This window comes from Pseudomonas sp. A25(2017) (assembly GCF_002001065.1).
Taxonomy (GTDB): domain Bacteria; phylum Pseudomonadota; class Gammaproteobacteria; order Pseudomonadales; family Pseudomonadaceae; genus Aquipseudomonas; species Aquipseudomonas kilonensis.
The window spans coordinates 1-23,779 of sequence record NZ_MUOA01000023.1 but is presented as its reverse complement, the minus strand read 5'-3'; the positions used below and the strand labels follow the sequence as shown (position 1 = coordinate 23,779).

The following is a 23,779-nucleotide window of genomic DNA, read 5'->3' as shown; positions in this document are numbered from 1 at the left end:
TTGTGCAGGGCGTTTTGCGTGATCCTGGGTTAATTTAGCCTCCTAACGATGCGACCATCGCATCCTAAAGGCCCGATGCAGACGCCTGCGTGCGCCGGCATAAGAGAGCCCGATCAGCCTGAGTCAGTCTGCGACAACCGAACCGTCAACCCGGCGGCAGATTGCTCGACCCCATAACTCGATCACTATGCGGGCGTGCCCATGATTACCCTGAAACTCAATGGAAAAGACCATCAACTGGATGTGACAGAGGACATGCCGCTGCTGTGGGCTATCCGGGATGTGGCCGGTTACAACGGCACCAAATTCGGCTGCGGCATGGGCCTGTGCGGCGCCTGCACCATCCACATCGACGGCGCCCCGGCGCGCAGTTGCATCACGCCCATCGGCTCGGTGAAGGGGCAGGACATCAGCACCATCGACGGGCTGCACACTGACCCGGTCGGGCAGGTCGTCCAGAAGGCCTGGCTCGAGACTGCCGTGGCCCAGTGCGGTTACTGCCAGGGCGGGCAGATCATGTCCGCCACCGCTTTGCTCAAGACCAACCCCAACCCGAGCGATGAGCAGATCGAAGAAGCCATGGTCGGCAACCTCTGCCGCTGCGGCACCTACAACCGGATCAAGACCGCGATCCGCCAGGCCTCCACTCACCTGAAGGAGGCCAAGGCATGAGCCGCTTGCCCGATGATTTCGTGCTGAGCAACCTCAGCCGCCGTGGCTTCCTCAAGGGCGCGAGTGCCACCGGTGTGCTGGTGCTGGCGGCCACTTGGGGCCTGCCGGAGGCCTTTGCCGAGGAAAAGAAATTCGGCGCCGAGGGCATGCCCCATGGCGCGGTCGACGACCCGAAGGTGTACGTCAGCATTGCCGCCGATGGCAGCGTGACCGTGATCTGCAACCGTTCGGAAATGGGCCAGGGTGTGCGCACCAGCCTGAGCATGGTCGTGGCCGATGAGCTGGAGGCCGACTGGGCGCGTGTGAAGGTGCAACAGGCGCCGGCCGATGAGGCGCGCTTCGGCAACCAGGACACCGACGGCTCGCGCAGCATGCGTCATTGGTACGAGCCGATGCGCCGATGCGGTGCCGCCGCCCGGACCCTGCTGGAACTGGCCGCCGCTGCGCAGTGGAAGGTGCCAGTGAGTGAATGCCGTGCGCAACTGCACAAAGTGCTGCACCAGCCTTCGGGGCGTGAACTGGGCTATGGCGAGTTGGCCGCTGCTGCCAGTGCCTTGCCGGTGCCGGGGCGTGACAGCTTGCGCCTCAAGTCGCCTTCGGAGTTCCGCTACATCGGCAAGGAGGCGAGCCGGGCCATCGATGGCGCAGACATCGTCAACGGTCGTGCCGTGTTTGGTGCCGATGTGCATTTCGACGGCATGCTCTACGCCGTCATCGCGCGTCCGCCGGTCTATGGTGGCAAGGTCAAGAGCGTGGACAGCAGCGCGGCGCTCAAGGTACCGGGCGTGGTCAAGGTGGTGCAGATCGAAGGGCGCCCGCTGCCCTCGGAATTCCAGCCGTTGGGCGGCGTGGCGGTGGTGGCGAAGAACACCTGGGCGGCGATCAAGGGCCGCGAAGCGTTGAAAATCCAATGGGACGATGGCCCGAATGCCGGTTATGACTCCATTGCCTATCGCAAGGAGCTGGAAGCGGCGGCCCTCAAGCCCGGAAAAGTCGTGCGCAGCAGCGGCGATCTCGACGACGCGCTGGCCAAGGCTGATTCGACGTTGGAAGCGGCGTATTACTTGCCGCACCTGTCCCAATCACCCATGGAGCCGATGGTTGCCGTCGCCCGGTTCAAGGACGGCCAATGCGAGGCCTGGGCACCGAGCCAGGCCCCGCAGGTGACCCGTGAACGTGTCGCTGAACGCCTGGGCATTCCTTTCGAGAAGGTCACGGTGAACATCACGTTGCTGGGCGGCGGTTTCGGACGCAAGTCCAAACCCGATTTTGTCGTCGAAGCGGCCGTGCTCGCCAAGGAATTTCCCGGCCAGGCTGTACGGGTGCAGTGGACCCGTGAAGACGACATCCATCACTCGTATTTCCACACCGTCTCGGCCGAATACCTCAAGGCCGGCCTGAACCAGGACGGTATGCCGTCCGGCTGGTTGCACCGCACCGTAGCCCCGAGCATCACCGCACTGTTTGCGCCGGGCATGACCCACGAGGCGCCGTTCGAAATAGGCATGGGCGTGACCAACATGGCCTATGCCATCCCGAACCTGCGCCTGGAGAATCCCGAAGCGGTGGCCCATGCCCGGGTGGGTTGGTATCGCTCGGTGTCGAACATCCCCCACGGTTTCGCGATCCAGAGTTTCATCGATGAATTGGCCCACAAGGCCGGCCAGGATCCGCTGAAGTACCAGGTCAAATTGCTCGGGCCGGACCGTAAGATCGATCCGCGTACCTTGAGCGAAGAATGGAACTATGGCGAATCCCCCGAGCGTTATCCGATTGATACCGCGCGGATTCGCACGGTGCTGGAAACCGCTGCCAAGGCCGCCGGTTGGGGGCGGGAGCTGCCCAAGGGCCGTGGCCTGGGGTTGGCGGTGCATTACAGCTTCGTCACTTACGTGGCGGCGGTGATCGAAGTGGAGGTCAAGGACGACGGCACGGTGATTGTGCACAAGGCGGACATCGCCGTGGATTGCGGTCCGCAGATCAATCCCGAACGCATCCGTTCCCAGTTCGAAGGCGCCTGTGTCATGGGCCTGGGCAATGCCATGGTCGGTGAAATCAGCTTCAAGGACGGCAAGGTGCAGCAGGACAATTTCCATATGTACGAAGTGGCGCGCATGTCCCTGGCGCCCAAGGAAGTGGCGGTGCATCTGGTCACGCCGCCAGGTGAGGTGCCGTTGGGCGGTGTTGGCGAGCCGGGCGTGCCGCCGATTGCGCCGGCGCTGTGCAACGCGATTTTCGCCGCCACCGGTAAGCGTATTCGTAGCCTGCCCGTGCGCTATCAGCTGCAGGGCTGGCAGCAGGCGAAGGCCTGATGGACAGCGTTGATCTGAACGTCCTGCGCAGCGTGCTTGAGTGGCGCCGCGCCGGGCAGCGGGTGGTGCTGTTCACTGTGGTCCAGACCTGGGGCACCGCGCCAAGGCCGCCGGGGGCGATGCTGGCCCTGCGCGAAGATGGCGTGGTGATTGGTTCGGTGTCGGGAGGTTGTGTCGAGGATGACCTGATCGCTCGGCTGCACGACGGTCGCATTCCGGCGGACGGTCCGCCGGTGCAACTGATCACCTATGGCGTCACCCGCGAAGAGGCGGCGCGCTTCGGCCTGCCGTGCGGTGGCACCCTGCGTCTGACCGAAGAGCGGGTGGGCGACCCACACTGGGTCGCGCAATTGCTGGAACGCTGCGAGGCCCATGAAATCGTCGCCCGTGAGCTGACAGTCGCCAGCGGCAACGTGGTCCTGACCCGGGCCAGCAAGACCGACGCCCTGGTGTTCGATGGGCAGGTCCTGCGGGCCATATACGGTCCGCGTTGGCGGCTGCTGCTGATCGGCGCCGGGCAACTGTCGCGCTACGTGGCGGAAATGGCCCGGTTGCTGGATTTCGAAGTGTTGATCTGCGATCCGCGCAAGGAGTTTGTCTACGGTTGGGAAGAGCAGCATGGCCGCTTCGTCTCGGGGATGCCCGACGAAGCGGTGCTGAGCATCCAGACCGACGAGCGCACCGCCATTGTGGCCCTGACCCATGACCCACGCCTGGACGACATGGCGTTGCTCACCGCCCTGGATTCCAAGGCTTTTTATGTCGGCGCGCTGGGCTCGCGAGTCAACAGCCAGAAGCGCCGGGATAACCTGGCTCAGCTAGGCTTGTCAGCAGAGGCCATTGAACGCTTGCATGGCCCCATCGGCTTGCACATCGGCAGCCACACCCCGGCGGAAATCGCCTTGTCGCTGCTGGCCGAAATCGTGGCCATCAAGAATGGCGTGGAACTGCGGCAGAAAAAGCCGCTGTGAGCCGTGGGCAAGGAGGGCGTATGAGCGAGTCGATTGGCGTGATCATTCTGGCGGCCGGATCGGGCAGCCGTTTCCGCCGGATTGCAGGCCCGGACAAGGATAAATTGCTGGCTGATTGCACCGGGCGTGACGGTGCCGTGCGGTCGGTGATCGAGCAGGTGCTGGTGAATCTGCCAGCCGCCCTGGAAAAGCGCCTGCTGGTGACGAGCAGGGACCGGCCGCAAGCCATTCGCATGGCCCAGGCCTATGGCTGCGATTTCGTGGAGCTGGACTCACCCGGCCTGGGCGACAGCATTGCCGCAGGCGTCCAGGCCTGTCCTGATCTTGATGGCTGGCTGATGGTGTTGGGCGACATGCCCTTTATCCTGCCGTCGAGCATCGAACAGGTGGTGGCAGGGATCCGTGCGGATGGCATCAGTGTGCCGGTCCTTGCGGGTGAGTACGGGCATCCGGTGGGGTTCGGTCGTGGGTTTGGGCCGAAACTGATGGCATTGACCGGCGATCGGGGGGCCAAGGTATTGTTTGCCGGGGCGCAAGTGGTCGAAGTGCCGGTGGATGACCCAGGCGTGACCTGGGATGTCGATGTGCCAGAGGCACTGGCCTTTAAATAACAAACGACGCCGAACCCTGTGTGGGAGCGAGCTTGCTCGCGAAAGCGGTCTGACATTCACTATCGATGCAAGCTGACCCGGCGCCATCGCGAGCAAGCTCGGCTCCCACATTGGATTTTCAGTGGATATAAGACTTGTGTCCGACCCTGGGTGCCCTGTGGGAGCGGGCTTGCTCGCGATAGCGGTCTGGCATTCAGCATTAATGCAAGCTGAGCCGACGCCATCGCGAGCAAGCTCGGCTCCCACATTGGATTTTCAGTTGGCATAAGTCTTGTGCCTGGCCCCAGACCCACTGTGGATAAGTATGAAGGCATAAAAAAGCCCCGCCTGGCATGACCAGGCGGGGCTTTTTACTGGGCGGTGGAATCAGGCGTGAGGTTTAGGCTCGTGCTCTTTTTCCAGGGCTTCAGTGTGACGCGGCGCGACTTCTTCAGCAGTTTGCTGAGGTTCGTCGAATGCCGGAGCCGACTCAGTCGGGGTCTCGGCGACCGGGGCAGGGGCTGCCTCGGCGACTTCTTCCACGGCTGGAGCTGGCTCGGCAGCAGGCGCTTGAGCGGCAGCAGCGGCGGCTTGTTCGGCTTCCTTCTGCAGACGCTCGGCTTCACGCTTGCGACGGCGCACTTCACGCGGATCGTTCGGCGCGCGGCCATTCTCGGTCAGGGCGCTGGCAGGTGCTGGCTCTTCAACCGGGGCAGGTGCTTCGACAACCACTGGAGCAGGTTCGACCACTTCTGGCTCGACCGCTTTCACGGGCTCTGGTGTCGGTTCAGGCTCGACAACAGGTGCCGGTGCGGCTGGCTCGGCGGTCCAGTTGAACGCAGTCTGCTCCTCGCGGGCAGGCTCTGGTGCCTTTTCCTCGGCCGGTGCTTCGAAGGCTGGCTCAGCGGCTACCACTGGCTGCTCGACGACCGGTGCAGGCTCGGCGACCACTTCAGTTTCAGCAACCTGGGCTTCACGGACCGGGGCGACTTCCACTTCTGGCGAAGCAGTGGCTTCTACCGGGGTAGTGGCTTCGACCACAGGCGCTTCAACCGGCGTGCTTTCCACGGCAGCGGTAGCGCGTTCGGCTTGTTCGTGAGCCTCTGCTTCGGCCGGGGCGCTGATCGCGCTGCTGGCTACGGCCGCAGTCACGGCCAGGCCGGCGGCCAGGTCGGCAGCGCTTGGCGCTTCGGCGTTTTCGGAGGACTCGGACTCTTCCGAACCTTCGATCACGTTGCCGTTGGCATCGCGCTGACGCTCACGACGGTTGCTGCGACGACGCTGGCCACGGGAGCGGCGGCGTGGACGATCGCCTTCGGCGGTGTCCTGGCCGTCTTCCTGCAACTGCTCTTCGGTGTTCAGTACTTCTTCTTCGCTGGCAGCGGCGGCTGCCTGCTCGGCGCGTGGCTGGCGCTCTTCACGTGGAGGACGCGGTGCACGTTCTTCACGAGGCTGGCGGGCCGGACGCTCTTCAGCGGTGGCGGTGGCGGTGGCAGCCGGGGCGGCATCCAGTGGCTCGCGCAGTTCGCGAACACGTTCTTCACGCTCGCCACGTGGCTTGCGATCTTCACGCGGTGCGCGCGGCTGGCGTTCTTCACGCGGCGGACGCGGTGCGCGTTCTTCGCGGGCTACGGCTGGCGCTTCCTCACGGGCTTCGCGCGGCTGACGCTCTTCACGCGGCTCACGTGGCGCACGCTCTTCACGCGGAGCACGTTCTTCGCGAGGTTTGCGTTCTTCGTCGCGACGACCGTTGCGGTTGCGGGTCTGTTGGCGACCGTTACGGCGTTCTTCGTTGCGGGCAGGACGCTCGGTGGTGGCAGGCTTGGCGACGACGGCTGGGGTAGCAGGTTCTTCCTTGGTGGCGAACAGGCTGACCAGCGACTTCACCAGGCCTTTGAACAGGCTTGGCTCTGGTGCAGCGGCCGGGGCGGCAACCGGAGCGGCCACTTCGGTCGGAACCGGAGCATTGGCGCGGGCCGGAGCGGTCTTGACCGCGGCTTCCTGGCGAACCAGGGTACGAGTGGCGGCGGCGGCCGGCTGGACTTCTTCCACTTCGGCAGCGGCAGCAGCGATTTCGTAGCTGGACTGGTTGGTGTGGGCTTCCGGGCTGTCATCGCGCAGGCGCTGCACTTCGAAGTGCGGCGTCTCGAGGTGATCGTTCGGCAGGATGACGATGCGGGCGCGGGTACGCAGTTCGATCTTGGTGATCGAGTTGCGTTTTTCGTTGAGCAGGAACGCGGCCACCGGGATCGGCACCTGGGCGCGAACTTCGGCGGTGCGGTCTTTCAGGGCTTCTTCTTCGATCAGGCGCAGGATCGCCAGCGACAGCGACTCGACGTCACGGATGATGCCGGTGCCGTTGCAACGCGGGCAAACGATACCGCTGCTTTCGCCCAGGGATGGACGCAGGCGCTGACGGGACATTTCCAGCAGGCCGAAGCGCGAGATGCGACCGACCTGTACGCGGGCGCGGTCGGCTTCCAGGCATTCACGGACTTTTTCTTCCACGGCGCGCTGGTTCTTGGCCGGGGTCATGTCGATGAAGTCGATGACGATCAGGCCGCCGATGTCGCGCAGGCGCAACTGACGGGCAATTTCTTCGGCCGCTTCAAGGTTGGTCTGCAGGGCGGTTTCTTCGATGTCGCTGCCTTTGGTGGCGCGGGCCGAGTTGATGTCGATGGACACCAGGGCTTCGGTCGGGTCGATGACGATGGAGCCGCCGGACGGCAGTTCGACGACGCGCTGGAAGGCGGTCTCGATCTGGCTTTCGATCTGGAAACGGTTGAACAGCGGAACGCTGTCTTCGTAGAGCTTGATCTTGCTGGCGTACTGCGGCATCACCTGGCGAATGAAGGTCAGGGCTTCGTCCTGGGCTTCGACGCTGTCGATCAGCACTTCGCCGATGTCCTGGCGCAGGTAATCGCGGATGGCGCGGATGATCACGTTGCTTTCCTGGTAGATCAGGAACGGCGCGGAGCGATCCAGCGAGGCTTCTTTGATGGCGGTCCACAGTTGCAGCAGGTAATCGAGGTCCCACTGCATTTCTTCGCTGCTGCGGCCCAGGCCGGCAGTGCGCACGATCAGGCCCATGTCGGCAGGTGCGACCAAGCCATTGAGGGCTTCACGCAGTTCGTTGCGCTCTTCGCCTTCGATGCGGCGGGAGATGCCGCCGGCACGCGGGTTGTTCGGCATCAGGACCAGGTAACGGCCGGCCAGGCTGATGAAGGTGGTCAGGGCGGCGCCCTTGTTACCACGTTCTTCTTTTTCGACCTGGACGATGACTTCCTGGCCTTCGCTCAGGACGTCCTTGATGTTGACGCGGCCTTCAGGGGCCTTCTTGAAGTATTCGCGGGAGATTTCTTTGAGGGGCAGGAAGCCGTGGCGCTCGGAGCCGAAATCGACAAAGGCAGCCTCAAGGCTTGGTTCGATGCGAGTAATCCGGCCTTTATAGATGTTGGCCTTCTTCTGCTCGCGTGCACCGGATTCGATATCCAGGTCGTAGAGGCGCTGGCCATCTACCAGTGCAACACGCAACTCTTCGGGTTGAGTTGCGTTAATCAGCATTCTTTTCATGTAGTACCGTCGGTTTCCGGGCTGCCGGAAACGGCGTTCGGCACACACGACTTCTCACGGTCGGTGTCAGGTGCGTCCTGGAGATGGCAAGGCCACTCCAGTGTCCAGCGAGTTCGACCCAATGATGGCGAAGTCGCGACGGACGCGTCCTGCTTGCTGGTACTCAAGCACTCAGTCAGGAGGAGGAATCAACCGGCGCCTGTGGACGAGATGAAGCGTCTAAATATAAGCCTAGTGCTACACAGTCCGACGGTTGTACATCTCCACCCTACACGTATCCCTGATAATTCGGGTGCTGCCGCGCGCAGAATCCGCAGCGGGTTGGCATTTACCGTGAGCTCCGGAAGGGGAGGTCACGCATCATGGCTAATTTAGGCGTTGTTTCCGAAGCATTCGCTCGGGGTCGTTCGCAGCTGACTGCACTTTGTGAACTGGCCGTGAATGTGGCGCGCAAGGCGAGTCAAAACTCTGCTTTGCGGCGTATTTCAGGCCTCATGTCACCTGCGCTCGTTACACCTGAAAACTCTACCGTTACGTAGCGAAAGCCCCGTAGGACGGCCTCTCGTCCTCGTGAATTGCGTTGGTCAGGGCCGGTTTTTGACCGTTAGTCCACTGTCCAGCCACTTTTGGCGGCGTTCGCGACTATAGCAGCAATGATTAAGTGCTTCAATTCCATAAAAAATTGTTATGATCGCCGCCATGACAACTACTGCCCCTTCGACCCCAGCCGTTCAACTGCTCGAGGTCTCGCCGGAATATGCCGGCCAACGAATCGATAATTTCCTGCTGGCCCGGCTCAAAGGCGTGCCCAAGACCTTGATCTACCGCATTTTGCGCAAAGGCGAAGTGCGGGTGAACAAAGGTCGGATCAAGCCCGAATACAAGCTCCAGGCCGGTGACATCGTGCGCGTGCCGCCGGTTCGCGTGCCCGAGCGCGATGAGCCGGTGCCCCTGGCCCAGGGTCTGCTGCAGCGCCTTGAAGCATCGATTGTCTATGAAGACAAAGCCCTGATCGTGATCAACAAGCCTGCGGGCATTGCGGTTCACGGCGGCAGCGGCCTGAATTTCGGTGTGATCGAAGCCTTTCGTCAGTTGCGTCCGGACGCCAAGGAGCTGGAACTGGTCCATCGCCTCGACCGCGACACCTCCGGCCTGCTGATGATCGCCAAGAAGCGCAGCATGTTGCGTCACCTGCACGAGCAATTGCGCGGCGACGGCGTCGACAAGCGCTACATGGCGCTGGTGCGTGGCCGCTGGGAAACGTCCATCAAGCAAGTCCGGGCGCCGTTGCTCAAGAGCAACCTGCGTTCCGGCGAGCGCATGGTCGAAGTCAACGAGGAGGGCAAGGAGGCGCTGACGGTGTTCAAGGTGCTGCGTCGCTTCGACGACTTCGCCACCCTGATCGAGGCCAAGCCCGTGACTGGGCGTACCCACCAGATCCGTGTCCACACCTTGCACGCCGGGCATTGCATTGCCGGTGACAGCAAATACGGCGATGACGATTTCACCAAGGAAATCCGCGACCTGGGCGGCAAGCGCCTGTTCCTCCATGCTTATATGCTGACCGTGCCGCTGCCCGATGGTGGCGAACTGAAGTTGCAGGCTCCGGTGGATGACATGTGGGCCAAGACCGTGGAGCGGTTGAGTGCATCCTGACTACAAGTTGCTGATCTTCGATTGGGACGGCACTCTGGCCAACTCCATTGGTCGGATCGTGGAGGCGATGCATGTCGCCTCGGACCGCATGGCGTTTGCCCGATGCGACGACTTGGCGGTGAAAGGCATCATCGGTCTCGGATTGCCAGAAGCCATTCGCAGCCTGTACCCGGACATTGACGACAATGAGCTGGTGGTTTTCCGCCAGCATTACGCTGATCACTACATCGCGCTGGACGCCGAGCCTTCACCATTGTTCGATGGCGTGGCGGTTACGCTGGAGGCTCTGCGGGCCGAGGGCTATCACCTGGCTGTCGCGACCGGCAAGGCTCGTCGCGGACTGGATCGAGTGCTCAAGTCCTATGGTTGGGAGGATTATTTCGATATCACCCGTGCCGCAGACGAAACCGCCAGCAAGCCGCATCCGTTGATGCTCGAGCAGATCCTGACGCACTGCAACGTGCGACCGGAGCAGGCGCTGATGGTGGGGGATTCGTCATTCGACCTGCAGATGGCGCGCAACGCCGGCATGGGGTCGGTGGCGGTCAGCTACGGGGCGCAAACGATCGAGGCGCTACGGGCGTTCGAGCCGCGACTGGCCATTGATCATTTTCCTGAGTTGCACGCCTGGCTGAGCCGGCGGGCCCTTTAAGTTTCGCTGGGGATTCACGCATGACCGATGAATGGAAAGCACCCGTCAAGGCGAGCGCCGAGAGCGAGGATGGCAAAAGCTGGAAGCTGTTGGAAAAAACCTTGCTCGCCAGCGTGCAGGAACAACGTCGCTCCCGTCGCTGGGGCATCTTCTTCAAGTTGCTGACCTTTACTTATCTCTTTGTTGCGTTGGCGCTGTTCACGCCGCTGATGGATATGGAAAAAAGCGCTGTCGCCGGCTCGGCGTACACCGCCTTGATCAATATCGAAGGCATGATCGCTGACAAAGAGCCTGCCAGTGCCGACAACATTGTCGGTAGCCTGCGGGCCGCCTTCGAGGACTCGAAGGTCAAGGGCGTGGTGCTGCGCATCAACAGTCCAGGCGGTAGCCCGGTGCAGTCGGGGTACGTTTACGACGAGATCGTTCGCTTGCGCGCATTGCACCCCAATACCAAGGTGTATGCGGTCATTTCCGACCTCGGTGCTTCCGGTGCCTATTACATTGCCAGTGCGGCGGACCAGATCTATGCCGACAAGGCCAGCCTGGTGGGCTCCATCGGTGTGACGGCGGCCGGCTATGGCTTTGTCGGGACCATGGAGAAGTTGGGTGTGGAGCGTCGGGTGTATACCTCCGGCGAGCATAAATCCTTCCTTGATCCGTTCCAGCCGCAAAAGCCTGAAGAGGCCGCTTTTTGGCAGAGCGTGCTCGACACGACCCACAAGCAGTTCATTGCCAGCGTCAAGAAGGGGCGGGGCGAGCGCCTGAAGGACAAAGAGCATCCGGAGCTGTTCTCCGGGCTGGTCTGGTCGGGGGAGCAGGCATTGCCGCTGGGCCTGATCGACGGCTTGGGCAGTGCCAGTTCGGTGGCGCGGGATGTGATCGGTCAGAAGGACCTGGTGGACTTCACGATCGAAGAGTCGCCGTTCGATCGCTTCTCGAAAAAGCTGGGGGCAAGCATTGCCGAGCATCTGGCGATGTGGATGGGTTTCCAGGGGCCTGCACTGCGCTAGCTCCTTGTTTCGCGCGATCTTCTGTGGCGGGGAAATTTGCTGTGGGAGCAAAGCTTGCTCGCGATGAGCGATAACTCGGCTGGCCTGCACCATCGCAGCGCCTGCATCGCGGGCAAGCCTTGCTCCCACAAATAGCCCCCCTCGCCACATGTTGTATGTTGGCTCAGGGAACCTGCACGCCCTCGGCCAGCAACATATCCACAAGACGAATCAGTGGCAGGCCGATCAGGCTGGTGGCGTCCGGCCCTTCGGTGCTCTGGAACAGGCTCACGCCAAGTCCCTCGGCCTTGAAACTGCCGGCGCAGTCGTAAGGTTGCTCGGCCCGCAGGTAGCGCTCGACGCGCTCTGGGGTCAGGGTACGCATGTTGACGGTAAACGGAATGCAGTCGACCTGGCAGGCGCCGGTCTGGCTGTTGAGCAGTGCCAGGCCGGTCAGGAACGTGACCTTGGTGCCGCTGGCAGCCAGCAGTTGCTCGCGAGCGTTCTCGAAGGTGTGAGGCTTGCCCAGGATGCGTTCGCCGAGCACGGCGACCTGGTCTGAACCGATGATCAGGTGTGCCGGGTGGCTGTCGGCCAGTGCCAGGGCTTTTTCCCGGGCCAGGCGCTTGACCAGTTCAAGGGCGGGCTCGCCGGGGCGATGGCTTTCGTCGATGTCGGGTGAGCTGCAGACGAACGGCAGTCCCAATCGGGCAAGCAATTCCCGGCGATAGACCGAGCTTGAGGCAAGTAATAAAGGCAGCATGGGCGGCTCCAAAAGGCAGGGGCGAATTCTAGCGAGGCGCGCAAGTGACGGACAGGGCTGAATTTCCTTTGACATGGCCGGGGGCATCCCTATAATGCTGCGCCTATGTTGAATGACCCGATTCCACCTCACGTTGACCCGCGCAAATTGGCTGACCGTGGCACCACCCTTCAAGGTGAACTGCTGCTGGCCAATTTGAAGAGACTCTGCGACCCGCTTTCCGACGATGTCGGTACGGTCCAGGCCAAATTCGTTTTTGAGCGAGATGAACGTAAATCTGTGGTAATCCACAGCTTTATCGACACTGAAGTCAAAATGGTTTGCCAGCGTTGTCTTGAGCTGGTCACCCTGCCGATCCACAGCGAATGCAGTTACGCCGTGGTGAAGGAGGGTGCGAATACCCAGTCGTTGCCGAAAGGTTATGACGTGCTGGAACTGGGCGAAGATCCATTGGATCTGCAGTCACTGATCGAGGAGGAGCTTCTGCTCGCCTTGCCCATTGTGCCTGCTCATCATCCGGAAGAATGCCAGCAGCCGGCGGGAGCAGATGAGCCCGAACCGAGCGAGGACGAGGTAACGCGGTCCAACCCGTTCAGTGTATTGGCGCAGTTAAAGCGTGACCCAAACGTTTAGGAGTTAATCAATTATGGCTGTTCAGCAGAACAAAAAATCCCGCTCTGCCCGTGACATGCGCCGTTCGCACGACGCTCTCGAGGCTAGCACCCTGTCCGTAGAAAAAACCACTGGTGAAGTTCACCTGCGTCACCACGTATCGCCAGAAGGCGTATACCGTGGCCGTAAAGTGATCGACAAGGGCGCCGACGAGTAATCACTTGTCCGCTCAAGTCATCGCGATTGACGCAATGGGCGGGGACTTCGGTCCCCGCAGCATTGTTCAGGCCAGCCTTGCTTGTCTGAATGCTACACCCTCGCTGCACCTGACCCTCGTCGGTCAACCCTCCCTCCTGGAAGAAATGCTCAGCGGCCAATCGGCTGTCGATCGCGCGCGCCTGACGATTGCCCCGGCGTCCGAAATCATCACCATGGACGAAAAACCGGCCCAGGTCCTGCGTGGCAAACCTGACGCCTCGATGCGGGTGGCCCTTGAGCTGCTGCGCGATGGCAAGGTCCAGGCATGTGTCAGTGCCGGCAATACCGGTGCGCTGATGGCGCTGTCGCGCTACGTACTCAAGACCTTGCCAGGTATCGACCGACCGGCGATGGTGGCGGCGATTCCGACTCAGCGTGGGTTTTGCCAGTTGCTCGACCTGGGGGCCAACGTCGATTGCAGTGCCGAGCATTTGCTGCAATTTGCGGTGATGGGCTCGGTCGCGGCGCAAACCCTGGGCATCGTGCGCCCTCGTGTGGCGTTGCTGAACATCGGCACCGAAGACATCAAGGGCAACCAGCAGGTCAAGCTGGCGGCCACGCTGCTGCAGGGCGCGCGCGGCATCAACTACATCGGCTTCGTCGAAGGCGATGGCTTGTACCGTGGCGAGGCCGATGTGGTGGTGTGCGATGGCTTCGTTGGCAATATCCTGCTCAAGTCCAGCGAAGGCCTGGCGACCATGATCGGCCAGCGCATCGAGGCCTTGTTCAAGCAGGGCTTCGCCTCGCGGGTAGTTGGCGCCCTGGCACTGCCGTTGATGCGTCGGTTGCAGGCCGACCTGGCGCCGGCGCGGCACAACGGTGCGAGTTTTCTCGGGTTGCAGGGAATCGTGATCAAGAGCCACGGTTCGGCGGGCGTGCAGGGGTTCCAGAGCGCGATCAACCGGGCAGTGATCGAGATCCAGGAAAACCTGCCGGAGCGCTTGCGTGGTCGCCTCGAGGATTTGTTAACTTAGGCGTTTTCGTCCGACAATGCTTAAATGTGACCGGTCGGTTCAAGCCGCCATCCAACTTTCAGTTTGCTAACGCCCCCAGGGGCGTCAATTTTTGACGACAAGATCATTAGGGGCTTTGTTTTCATGTCTGCTTCCCTCGCATTCGTCTTTCCAGGACAGGGCTCGCAGTCCCTCGGCATGCTGGCCGAGCTGGGCGCGCAATACCCGCTGATCCTCGAAACATTCAAAGAAGCTTCCGCTGCGCTCGGCTATGACCTCTGGGCACTGACCCAGCAAGGGCCGGAAGAGCGCCTCAATCAAACCGATAAAACCCAACCAGCCATTCTGACCGCCTCGATCGCATTGTGGCGCCTGTGGCTGGCTGAAGGCGGCGCGCGCCCGGCATTCGTTGCCGGTCACAGCCTGGGCGAATACAGCGCCCTCGTAGCCGCTGGCAGCCTGAGCCTGGGCGACGCGGTGAAACTGGTGGAGCGTCGTGGCCAGTTGATGCAGGAAGCGGTTCCGGCCGGGCAGGGCGGCATGGCCGCGATCCTCGGCCTGGAAGACGCCGATGTGCTGGCCGCCTGTGCCGAAGCGGCGCAAGGCGATGTGGTCAGTGCGGTGAACTTCAACTCCCCGGGCCAAGTGGTCATCGCCGGCGCCAAGGCCGCTGTCGAGCGTGCCATCGAGGGCTGCAAGGCCCGTGGTGCCAAGCGCGCCATGCCGTTGCCGGTCAGCGTGCCGTCGCACTGCGAGCTGATGCGTCCGGCTGCCGAGCGCTTTGCCGAATCCATCGCCGCCATCGACTGGAAGGCCCCGCAGATCCCTGTGGTGCAGAACGTCAGTGCCAGCGTGGCGCCGGATCTCGAGACCCTCAAGCGTGATCTGCTGGAGCAACTCTACAAGCCGGTTCGCTGGGTCGAATCGGTGCAGACCCTGGCGGCCAAGGGCGCGACCGAGCTGGTCGAATGCGGCCCTGGCAAAGTGCTGGCAGGCCTGAACAAACGCTGCGCCGAAGGCGTGTCGACTTCCAACCTCAACACCCCAGACGCCTTCGCTGCCGCCCGTGCAGCGCAGGCCTGAACAGGAGAAGCTTGCATGAGTCTGCAAGGTAAAGTTGCACTGGTGACCGGTGCAAGCCGTGGCATCGGCCAGGCCATCGCCCTGGAACTGGGTCGTCAAGGCGCCATCGTTATCGGCACCGCGACGTCCGCTTCGGGCGCCGAGCGTATCGCTGCGACCCTGAAGGAAAACGGCATCCAAGGCACCGGCCTTGAGCTGAACGTCACCAGCGACGAATCCGTTGCGGCGGTGCTGGCAAGCATTCAGGAGCAGTTCGGTGCGCCGGCGATCCTGGTCAATAATGCCGGTATCACCCGCGATAACCTGATGATGCGCATGAAAGATGACGAATGGTTCGACGTCGTCGACACCAACCTGAACAGCCTGTATCGGCTGTCCAAGGGCGTTTTGCGTGGCATGACCAAGGCTCGCTGGGGTCGAATTATCAGTATCGGTTCGGTTGTGGGTGCCATGGGCAACGCAGGCCAAGTAAACTATGCTGCGGCGAAGGCCGGTCTGGAAGGTTTCAGCCGTGCGCTGGCGCGTGAAGTGGGTTCGCGCTCGATTACGGTAAACTCGGTTGCACCGGGTTTCATCGACACCGACATGACCCGTGAACTGCCAGAAGCACAGCGTGAAGCCTTGTTGACGCAGATTCCGCTGGGTCGTCTGGGGCAAGCTCAAGAAATCGCGTCCGTGGTCGCTTTTCTTGCATCGGACGGTGCGGCATACGTGACCGGGGCTACAATCCCGGTAAACGGCGGGATGTACATGAGTTAAATGTGACGGATTGCTTCAAAAAAATGTCATACGAGCTGTCTAAAATCCGTTATAAAGCTGCAATCAATTTATAGACGGCGGGCCGCAGGGTTTGAGGAGTGAAGCTTTCGGTTGAAAAACCGAAAAGTTCTTCTATACACTTACCCACTGGCCAGCTGCCTGAATTTGTCCATTAGGAGTGAAAACAAGGTATGAGCACCATCGAAGAGCGCGTCAAGAAAATCGTTGCCGAGCAACTGGGCGTTAAAGAAGAAGAAGTTGTGAACACCGCTTCCTTCGTTGAAGACCTGGGTGCCGACTCCCTTGACACTGTTGAGCTGGTGATGGCTCTGGAAGAGGAATTCGAGACCGAGATTCCTGACGAAGAAGCTGAGAAGATCACTACTGTACAAGCTGCTATCGACTACGTTACCAGCCACCAGGCGTAATCGTTTTTAGTCGTCGCTAGCTGTCATGGAAAAACCGCACTGCCATCACGGCGTGCGGTTTTTTCTTTAGGCCTGATGCAAAGTCGTCATTAGAAAAAGGAGAGTGCTGTGTCGCGTAGACGCGTCGTAGTCACCGGTATGGGTATGTTGTCGCCACTGGGCACGGATGTGCCGAGCAGTTGGCAGGGCATTCTGGCTGGCCGCAGTGGCATTGGTCTGATCGAACACACCGACCTTTCTGCCTATTCCACCCGTTTTGGCGGCTCGGTAAAGGGCTTCAATGTCGAGGAATACCTGTCGGTCAAGGAAGCTCGCAAGCTTGACCTGTTCATTCAATACGGCTTGGCAGCCGGTTTCCAGGCAGTGCGCAACGCCGGGCTGGAAGTCACCGACGCCAACCGTGAACGCATCGGCGTGGCCATGGGTTCGGGTATTGGCGGCTTGACCAATATCGAAGAAACCAGCCGCACGCTGCACGAATCGGGGCCGCGACGGATTTCTCCGTTCTTCGTGCCGGGCTCGATCATCAACATGATTTCCGGTTTCCTGTCCATCCACCTGGGTGCCCAGGGACCCAACTACGCCATTGCCACGGCGTGCACCACCGGTACCCACTGCATCGGCATGGCCGCGCGCAACATCATGTACGACGAAGCCGACGTGATGATCGCCGGTGGCGCCGAGATGGCGGCTTGCGGCCTGGGCATGGGTGGCTTTGGCGCTTCCCGCGCGCTGTCGACCCGCAACGACGAGCCCGCCCGCGCGAGCCGGCCGTGGGACAAGGGCCGCGATGGCTTCGTGTTGTCCGACGGTGCCGGTGCGCTGGTGCTCGAGGAGCTGGAGCACGCCAAGGCGCGCGGCGCGACCATCTATGCGGAGCTGATCGGCTTTGGCACCAGTGGCGATGCGTACCACATGACGTCGCCACCGGCCGATGGCGCCGGTGCTGCCCGTTGCATCGCCAACGCCTTGCGTGATGCGAAACTCAACGGCGAGCAGGTGCAGTACATCAACGCCCACGGCACTTCGACCCCGGCCGGCGACCTGGCCGAAGCCCAGGCGATCAAGACCGTGTTCGGCGAACATGCGTACAAGCTGGCGGTCAGTTCGACCAAGTCCATGACCGGTCACCTGCTGGGTGCGGCAGGGGCGGTGGAAGCGATCTTCAGCGTCCTGGCGATCAACAGCCAGACAGCGCCGCCGACCATCAACCTTGATGAGCCGGACGAAGGCTGCGACCTGGACTTCGTGCCGCACACTGCCCGCAGCATGGACATCGATGTGGTGCTGTCCAACTCCTTCGGCTTTGGCGGGACCAACGGTTCGCTGGTGTTCCGCCGGTTCGCCGGTTGATGGAAAGCTGGGTCGACGGTCAGCCGGCCGACGTCCTGTCGCTGAAAGATCGCGGCCTGGCTTACGGCGATGGGTTGTTCGAGACCCTCGCCGTGCACGATGGCGCGCCAGTATTGCTGGAGCGTCACCTGCAACGCCTGGAAACCGGTTGCCGGCGGTTGGCGCTCAACGTCGACATGAGCGCGTTGAGCGCCGAGCTGAATACCTATGCCCGGTGCCTGGACGCCGGCGTGCTGAAGCTGATCGTGACCCGTGGCGACAGTCTGCGCGGTTATGCCGCAGATCCCTCGACCCCGGCCCGGCGCATCCTGCAAGGGAACCCACCAGCCGCTTATCCCGCCGCCCATGCCGAACAAGGCGTTCTGCTGTTTCCTTGCAGCGTGCGGTTGTCCGAGCAGCCCTTGCTCGCCGGCCTCAAGCACCTCAATCGCCTGGAACAAGTGCTGGCTCGTGCCGAATGGAGCGATGGGCAGTACGCCGAAGGCCTGATGCTGGATACGTCCGGGCGGGTGATCGAAGGTGTGTTCAGCAACCTGTTCCTGGTGCGCGATGGCGTGTTGTTCACGGCGGACCTGAGCCGTTGCGGCGTGGCCGGCGTGATGCGCGCAGAATTATTGTTTCAAGCCAAGTCCCTGGGCATCGCCACGCAAATCACGGACATCAGTCTCGAACAGCTGCACCAGGCTGATGAAGTCTTTGTCTGCAACAGCGTTTATGGCGTGTGGCCGGTACGCGGATGCGGTTCGGCGCGCTGGTCGGTTGGCCCGCTCACCCGTAAACTGCAAACCCTTGCCCGTGCGCTATTGGATGTTTGATTCGTGAGACGTAAATTCTTGCTGCTGCTGGAGATCGGACTGGTTCTGGCAGGGCTGTTGTTGGGCGCTTCGGCCTGGAAGATTCATTCGGCGCTGCAACAGCCGCTGAACATCACCCAGGAAGAATTGCTGGACGTGCCCAACGGGACCACTCCGACCGGAACCCTCAAGCGCCTCGAAGCCGATGGCCTGATCAAGGACGCTTTCTGGCTGCGGATCTATTGGCGCTTCAATCTCGCTGGCCAGCCGTTGCACTCCGGTGAATATCGGATGGTGCCGGGCATGACCATGGAAGGTCTGATCGGTGTCTGGAAGCGCGGCGAAGTGGTGCAGTACAGCGTAACGCTGGTGGAGGGCTGGAACTTCCGCCAGGTGCGCGCCGCACTGGCCAAGGATGAAAAGCTCCAGCAGACCCTCACCGGCCTGAGCGACAGCCAGGTCATGGACCGTCTTGGTCACTCCGGGATATTTCCCGAAGGCCGGTTCTTCCCGGACACCTATCGCTTCGTGCGCGGCACCTCGGATGTCGACCTGCTGCAAAAAGCCTACGACCGCCTGGAAGACGTGCTCGCCAAGGAGTGGGCGCAACGTGCCGCCGATGTGCCTTACACCCAGCCATATCAGGCGCTGATCATGGCGTCCCTGGTGGAGAAGGAAACCGGTGTGCCCCAGGAACGCGGGCAGATTGCCGGCGTCTTTGTGCGGCGCATGCGCTTGGGCATGCTGCTGCAGACCGACCCCACGGTGATCTATGGCCTGGGCGAGCGCTACACCGGCAAACTCACCCGCGCCCATCTGAAAGAAGAGAACCCCTATAACACCTACCTGATCCCGGGCTTGCCGCCGACGCCGATTGCGATGGTGGGGCGCGAAGCGATTCATGCGGCATTGAACCCGGTGTCGGGCAACAGCCTTTACTTCGTCGCGCGCGGTGACGGCAGCCACGTGTTTTCCGATGACCTGGAGTCGCACAACAACGCGGTGCGTGAATTCCAACTCAAGCGCCGTGCCGATTACCGCTCCAGCCCGGCCCCGGCAACGCCGGACGAACAGGCACCCATTCCCGCGGCATCACCCGACACGGCGCCCGACGCTGTACCCCAGGTGCCGCCCCAAGTGCCTGCTCCCGAACCGGATGCCAGCGAGCCGCCGAGCCCGCAATGACTTTGATTAAGGATCGCCCGTGACTGGCTTGTTTATAACGCTGGAAGGCCCGGAAGGCGCCGGCAAGAGCACTAACCGCGAATACCTGGCCGAACGCCTGCGGGCTGCCGGCATCGAGGTGGTGTTGACCCGCGAGCCGGGCGGTACGCCGCTGGCCGAGCGAATTCGCGAGGTGCTGCTGGCACCCATTGAAGAGGTCATGAACCCCGACACCGAGCTGTTGCTGGTGTTCGCGGCCAGGGCACAGCATCTGGCCGAGGTGATTCGCCCGGCGCTGGCCCGCGGCGCGGTGGTGCTCTGCGATCGTTTTACCGATTCGACCTATGCCTACCAGGGCGGCGGCCGGGGCTTGTCCGTGGAGCGCATCGCCGCGTTGGAAACCTTCGTCCAGGGTGACCTGCGACCAGACCTGACCCTGGTGTTCGACCTGCCGGTGGAAATCGGCCTGGCCCGCGCCAGTGCCCGTGGTCGGCTGGATCGTTTCGAGCTTGAGGGCCAGGCTTTCTTCAACGCCGTGCGCAGTGCCTTCCTGAGTCGCGCCAAGGCCGATCCGGCGCGTTACCTGCTGATCGATGCGGCGCAACCGCTGGCTCAGGTCCAACAGTCCCTGGACGGCTTGCTGCCGCGTTTGCTGGAGCGTGTCCGTGGCTGAAGCCTATCCCTGGCAAGACAGCCTCTGGCAGCAACTGGCCGGTCGTGCCCAGCATGCCCATGCCTATCTGTTGCATGGCCCGGCCGGCATCGGCAAGCGGGCACTGGCCGAGCGCCTGATGGCCAGCCTGCTGTGCCAGCGTCCGGGTGTCTCGAACGCCTGTGGCGAGTGCAAGTCCTGCCTGCTGCTCAGGGCCGGCAGCCATCCCGACAATTATGTGCTGGAACCGGAAGAGGCGGACAAGGCGATCAAGGTCGACCAGGTTCGGGACCTGGTCAGCTTCGTGGTCCAGACCTCACAGATGGGCGGGCGCAAGGTGGTGCTGATCGAGCCCGTCGAGTCGATGAACATCAACGCTGCCAACGCCTTGCTTAAAAGTCTCGAAGAACCTTCTGGCGACACCGTGCTGTTGCTGGTCAGCCACCAGCCGAATCGCTTGCTGCCGACCATCAAGAGTCGCTGCGTGCAACAGGCCTGCCCGCTGCCGAGCGAGGCGATGAGCTTGCAGTGGCTGGCCCAGGCCTTGCCCGACAGCAGCGACGAAGAGCGTGTCGAGCTGCTGACCCTGGCGGCCGGCTCGCCCCTGGCGGCTGTCAGCCTTCAGGCCCAGGGCGTGCGTGAGCAGCGGGCCTTGGTGGTGGACGGGGTCAAGAAACTGCTCAAGCAGCAACAATCCCCCACGCAGTTGGCCGAGGGCTGGAACGCCATCCCGTTGCTCTTGCTGTTTGACTGGTTCTGCGACTGGTCGAGCCTGATCCTGCGTTACCAATTGACCGAGGACGAGACTGGCCTGGGGTTGGCGGACATGCGCAAGGTGATCCAGTACCTGGCGCAAAAAAGCAGCCAGGATAAAATCTTGAACATCCAGGACTGGATTCTTGCCCAACGTCAGAAGGTGTTGGGCAAAGCGAACCTCAATCGGGTGCTGTTGCTCGAGGCGCTGTTGGTGCAGTGGGCGAGTTTGCCTGGTCGAAACTGACAGGTACCGCCTAAACTCAGCTCAATCGCAGCGGAGATCAGCATGAACGAACCTGTCAGTCCCGGGCCACGCAACGGCATCCTGTCCCTGACCATCAAGGACAAGTCGGTGCTCTACGCCGCCTACATGCCCTTCATCAAGAACGGCGGCCTGTTCATTCCAACCAACAAGAATTATCGCTTGGGTGATGAAGTGTTCATGCTCTTGAGCCTGATGGATGAATCGGAAAAGATCCCGGTCGCCGGCAAGGTGATCTGGATAACTCCCAAAGGCGCCCAGGGCAACAGGGCCGCCGGCGTCGGCGTGCAATTCAGCGACGGCGACAATTCCGCCCGCAATCAGATCGAAACCCACTTGGCCGGCTCGCTGAAGTCCGACCGTCCCACTCATACGATGTAGCCCGGCCTTTTATGCTTGTAGATTCCCATTGTCACCTTGACCGTCTCGACCTCGCTGCCCATGGCGGCTCCCTGGATGCTGCGCTGGACGCGGCCCGTGAACGGGGTGTCGGTCATTTCCTGTGCATTGGCGTCAGCGTCGACAACGCCGCCGACGTCAAGGCGCTGGCCGAACGTTATGCCGATGTCGATTGCTCGGTCGGTGTCCACCCACTGGATGTCCAGCCCGACGCCGCGCCGGCGCTCGATTGGCTGTTGCGTGAGCTGGACCATCCACGGGTAGTCGCCATCGGCGAAACCGGCCTGGACTATCACTACGAACCGGAAGCCGCCGACGTGCAGCAGGCGTCGTTCCGGCTGCACCTGGAGGCCGCCCGGCAAACCGGCAAGCCGGTGATCATCCACACCCGTGGCGCCCGGGCCGACACCCTGGCCTTGCTGCGTGACGCCGCGCTGCCCCAGGCCGGGGTGCTGCATTGCTTCACCGAAGACTGGGACATGGCCAAGGCCGCCCTGGACATGGGCTATTACATTTCCTTGTCCGGGATTGTCACGTTCCGCAATGCCGATGCATTGCGCGACGTTGCCAGCAAGGTGCCGGCTGATCGGCTGTTGGTGGAGACCGACTCGCCTTACCTGGCGCCCATTCCCTATCGTGGCAAGCCGAACCTTCCGCAATACGTACGGGAAGTGGCAGAGTTTCTGGCGATGCTGCGCGGTGAGTCCTACGAACGGTTTGCCGAGCAGACGACGGAAAATTTTAAGCAATTGTTTCCGCTGGCTCATGTGCGTGCGGCGCAAGCCTGAATTCCATGCAAAAAAAACCCGGGTTCTGGGGGGTGAATCCGGGTTAAGACCATTAGGAGTAAAACAAAGGTACGCGGTCCGTTGGTACCTTCATCAGCGCGTCACTTGGGGGAGATGTCGCGCCGACAGTTCAAGTATTGATCAGTATGCCAACCCGTCCAGTCTGGCCGGGGCGGTTTTTAAACAAATTTGGAATACGCTCGCTTCGGATAAGTTCTCACTGTCGCCAAAGCTCGCAGGCGCGGCGCATTGGCGTGAGAAACGGCGAGCCGGGTGGGTACGGTTTTGTGAAGAACAGTGGCCGAGAACGGATGATCCGTGCATTTTTGCGTAAGTTAGGCATAATACCCGGCTTCGAATTTTGACCCTTCAGACCTTTTTCTTATGCACAAAGAACCCCGTAAGGTCCGTGAGTTTCGCCGCCGCGAGCAGGAAATTCTCGACACCGCGCTCAAGTTGTTCCTCGACCAGGGTGAAGACAGTGTCACCGTCGAGATGATTGCGGATGCCGTGGGTATCGGCAAAGGCACGATTTATAAACATTTCAAATCCAAGGCGGAGATCTACCTGCGCCTGATGCTCGACTACGAACGCGATTTGAACGAGCTGCTGCACTCGGCCGATGTGGACAAGGACAAGGAGGCCCTGTCCCGGGCCTACTTCGAGTTCCGCATGCGCGACCCGCAGCGCTACCGCTTGTTCGATCGCCTGGAAGAGAAGGTGGTCAAGGGCAACCAGGTGCCGGAAATGGTCGAGGAGCTGCACAAGATCCGCGCCTCGAACTTCGAACGCCTGACCCTGCTGATCAAGGGCCGGATCAGCGAAGGCAAGCTCGAAGACGTGCCGCCTTATTTCCATTACTGCGCTGCCTGGGCGCTGGTGCACGGTGCGGTGGCGCTGTATCACTCGCCGTTCTGGAGCAACGTGCTGGAAGACCAGGAAGGTTTCTTCCAGTTCCTGATGGACATCGGCGTGCGCATGGGCAACAAGCGCAAGCGCGATACCGACGTCCCGAGCAGCTAAGGCCGCACAGGCCAAGACATTCAGCTGTCTTATTGCGCCATGTCCGCTTACATGGCGCAGTGTCCCAGTAATATACTCAGGCTTGGGTCTTGCGGAATCTTGATTTCTAGGTCAATTTTCGCGAGTCCGATTTTTCTCGTGCCGGAGTGATCCATGATCGTTGACCGTCAAGGCAGGCGTTTCCGTAATCTGCGGATAAGCCTGACCTCCGCCTGCAATTACGCCTGTACCTACTGCGTGCCTGACGGCAAGCGGTTGGTGGCTGCGCAGGATGAACTGTCGGCCGAGGCCATGGCGCGTGGCGTAGCCTATTTGAT

The 23,779-nt window shown here is 61.7% G+C and carries 23 protein-coding genes and 1 pseudogene; 22 read left to right on the top strand and 2 right to left on the bottom strand.

The features are described 5' to 3' along the window. Nucleotides 1-201 precede the first annotated feature (201 nt). The 4 genes from B0E42_RS00335 to B0E42_RS00320 are packed head-to-tail and all read left to right on the top strand — an operon-like array spanning nt 202 to nt 4,566. Nucleotides 202-672, top strand: a complete 471-nt coding sequence (locus tag B0E42_RS00335; RefSeq protein ID WP_046063676.1) for a (2Fe-2S)-binding protein — start codon at nt 202-204, stop codon at nt 670-672. After that, nucleotides 669-2,984 (top strand): xanthine dehydrogenase family protein molybdopterin-binding subunit, encoded by a 2,316-nt coding sequence (locus tag B0E42_RS00330; RefSeq protein ID WP_053180971.1) that lies wholly within the window; start codon nt 669-671, stop codon nt 2,982-2,984. Before B0E42_RS00335 ends, B0E42_RS00330 begins: the two co-directional genes overlap by 4 nt. Next, nucleotides 2,984-3,955: an XdhC family protein gene (locus B0E42_RS00325; protein WP_077505188.1), complete on the top strand. Its 972-nt coding sequence runs from the start codon at nt 2,984-2,986 to the stop codon at nt 3,953-3,955. Before B0E42_RS00330 ends, B0E42_RS00325 begins: the two co-directional genes overlap by 1 nt. A 20-nt stretch (nt 3,956-3,975) precedes the next feature. Next, a complete protein-coding gene (locus B0E42_RS00320) occupies nt 3,976-4,566 on the top strand; it encodes a nucleotidyltransferase family protein (protein WP_053180965.1) in 591 nt (196 codons plus the stop codon). A gap of 366 nt (nt 4,567-4,932) precedes the next feature. On the opposite strand, the gene rne is transcribed toward B0E42_RS00320, so the two are convergent. Continuing rightward, a complete protein-coding gene (gene rne, locus B0E42_RS00315; protein ID WP_077505186.1) occupies nt 4,933-8,118 on the bottom strand; it encodes a ribonuclease E in 3,186 nt (1,061 codons plus the stop codon). Between the two features lie 699 nt (nt 8,119-8,817). On the opposite strand from rne, the gene rluC reads away from it, so the two are divergent. Genes rluC through sppA form a run of 3 tightly spaced genes read left to right on the top strand, consistent with a single transcriptional unit; the run spans nt 8,818 to nt 11,436 of the window. Then, nucleotides 8,818-9,774, top strand: a complete 957-nt coding sequence (rluC, locus tag B0E42_RS00310; RefSeq protein WP_033062944.1) for a 23S rRNA pseudouridine(955/2504/2580) synthase RluC — start codon at nt 8,818-8,820, stop codon at nt 9,772-9,774. Then, on the top strand, nt 9,764-10,426 hold the full coding sequence (locus B0E42_RS00305; RefSeq protein WP_077505184.1) for an HAD-IA family hydrolase: 663 nt from the start codon (nt 9,764-9,766) through the stop codon (nt 10,424-10,426). The genes rluC and B0E42_RS00305 overlap by 11 nt, the downstream gene beginning before the upstream one ends. A 20-nt stretch (nt 10,427-10,446) precedes the next feature. Next, the gene (sppA, locus tag B0E42_RS00300; protein ID WP_018613523.1) at nt 10,447-11,436 is read left to right on the top strand and encodes a signal peptide peptidase SppA; all 990 of its coding nucleotides are present in this window, start codon (nt 10,447-10,449) and stop codon (nt 11,434-11,436) included. A 163-nt stretch (nt 11,437-11,599) separates the two neighbouring features. Here the strand turns inward: sppA and B0E42_RS00295 are convergent, their stop codons facing one another. Then, nucleotides 11,600-12,178 (bottom strand): nucleoside triphosphate pyrophosphatase, encoded by a 579-nt coding sequence (locus B0E42_RS00295; RefSeq protein ID WP_077505182.1) that lies wholly within the window; start codon nt 12,176-12,178, stop codon nt 11,600-11,602. Between the two features lie 105 nt (nt 12,179-12,283). Between B0E42_RS00295 and B0E42_RS00290 the strand changes: the two genes are divergently transcribed. From B0E42_RS00290 to B0E42_RS29435, 15 genes and pseudogenes are all read left to right on the top strand, one after another. Then, the gene (locus B0E42_RS00290) at nt 12,284-12,811 is read left to right on the top strand and encodes a YceD family protein (RefSeq protein WP_018613526.1); all 528 of its coding nucleotides are present in this window, start codon (nt 12,284-12,286) and stop codon (nt 12,809-12,811) included. Nucleotides 12,812-12,824: 13 nt separating this feature from the next. After that, nucleotides 12,825-13,007: a 50S ribosomal protein L32 gene (rpmF, locus tag B0E42_RS00285; RefSeq protein WP_003179396.1), complete on the top strand. Its 183-nt coding sequence runs from the start codon at nt 12,825-12,827 to the stop codon at nt 13,005-13,007. 4 nt (nt 13,008-13,011) lie between these two features. After that, nucleotides 13,012-14,022 carry a phosphate acyltransferase PlsX gene (gene plsX, locus B0E42_RS00280; protein WP_074849429.1) on the top strand — a complete coding sequence of 337 codons (1,011 nt, stop codon included), beginning with the start codon at nt 13,012-13,014 and terminating at the stop codon, nt 14,020-14,022. Between the two features lie 123 nt (nt 14,023-14,145). Then, nucleotides 14,146-15,084 (top strand): ACP S-malonyltransferase, encoded by a 939-nt coding sequence (gene fabD / locus B0E42_RS00275; protein ID WP_033062931.1) that lies wholly within the window; start codon nt 14,146-14,148, stop codon nt 15,082-15,084. A gap of 15 nt (nt 15,085-15,099) precedes the next feature. Further along, on the top strand, nt 15,100-15,843 hold the full coding sequence (gene fabG / locus B0E42_RS00270; protein WP_018613558.1) for a 3-oxoacyl-ACP reductase FabG: 744 nt from the start codon (nt 15,100-15,102) through the stop codon (nt 15,841-15,843). A gap of 191 nt (nt 15,844-16,034) precedes the next feature. Beyond that, nucleotides 16,035-16,271 carry an acyl carrier protein gene (gene acpP / locus B0E42_RS00265; protein WP_003175607.1) on the top strand — a complete coding sequence of 79 codons (237 nt, stop codon included), beginning with the start codon at nt 16,035-16,037 and terminating at the stop codon, nt 16,269-16,271. 108 nt (nt 16,272-16,379) lie between these two features. Further along, complete coding sequence (fabF, locus tag B0E42_RS00260; protein ID WP_018613569.1) at nt 16,380-17,624, top strand: beta-ketoacyl-ACP synthase II; 1,245 nt, start codon at nt 16,380-16,382, stop codon at nt 17,622-17,624. Further along, complete coding sequence (gene pabC, locus B0E42_RS00255; RefSeq protein WP_053180952.1) at nt 17,624-18,439, top strand: aminodeoxychorismate lyase; 816 nt, start codon at nt 17,624-17,626, stop codon at nt 18,437-18,439. The genes fabF and pabC overlap by 1 nt, the downstream gene beginning before the upstream one ends. A gap of 3 nt (nt 18,440-18,442) precedes the next feature. Then, entirely contained in the window at nt 18,443-19,603 is a 1,161-nt protein-coding gene (gene mltG, locus B0E42_RS00250; RefSeq protein WP_033062933.1) for an endolytic transglycosylase MltG, read from the top strand. Nucleotides 19,604-19,622: 19 nt separating this feature from the next. Further along, nucleotides 19,623-20,255, top strand: coding sequence for a dTMP kinase (gene tmk / locus B0E42_RS00245; RefSeq protein WP_018613575.1), 633 nt, complete (start codon nt 19,623-19,625; stop codon nt 20,253-20,255). Beyond that, nucleotides 20,248-21,234, top strand: coding sequence for a DNA polymerase III subunit delta' (locus B0E42_RS00240; protein WP_077505180.1), 987 nt, complete (start codon nt 20,248-20,250; stop codon nt 21,232-21,234). The genes tmk and B0E42_RS00240 overlap by 8 nt, the downstream gene beginning before the upstream one ends. Nucleotides 21,235-21,276: 42 nt before the next feature. Continuing rightward, nucleotides 21,277-21,633, top strand: a complete 357-nt coding sequence (locus B0E42_RS00235) for a PilZ domain-containing protein (protein WP_053180946.1) — start codon at nt 21,277-21,279, stop codon at nt 21,631-21,633. 11 nt (nt 21,634-21,644) lie between these two features. Continuing rightward, complete coding sequence (locus tag B0E42_RS00230) at nt 21,645-22,439, top strand: TatD family hydrolase (RefSeq protein ID WP_077505178.1); 795 nt, start codon at nt 21,645-21,647, stop codon at nt 22,437-22,439. A gap of 384 nt (nt 22,440-22,823) precedes the next feature. Next, nucleotides 22,824-23,462, top strand: a complete 639-nt coding sequence (locus B0E42_RS00225) for a TetR/AcrR family transcriptional regulator (RefSeq protein ID WP_003204240.1) — start codon at nt 22,824-22,826, stop codon at nt 23,460-23,462. Nucleotides 23,463-23,615: 153 nt separating this feature from the next. Beyond that, nucleotides 23,616-23,779: pseudogene (locus B0E42_RS29435) on the top strand (radical SAM protein); the annotation flags it as partial.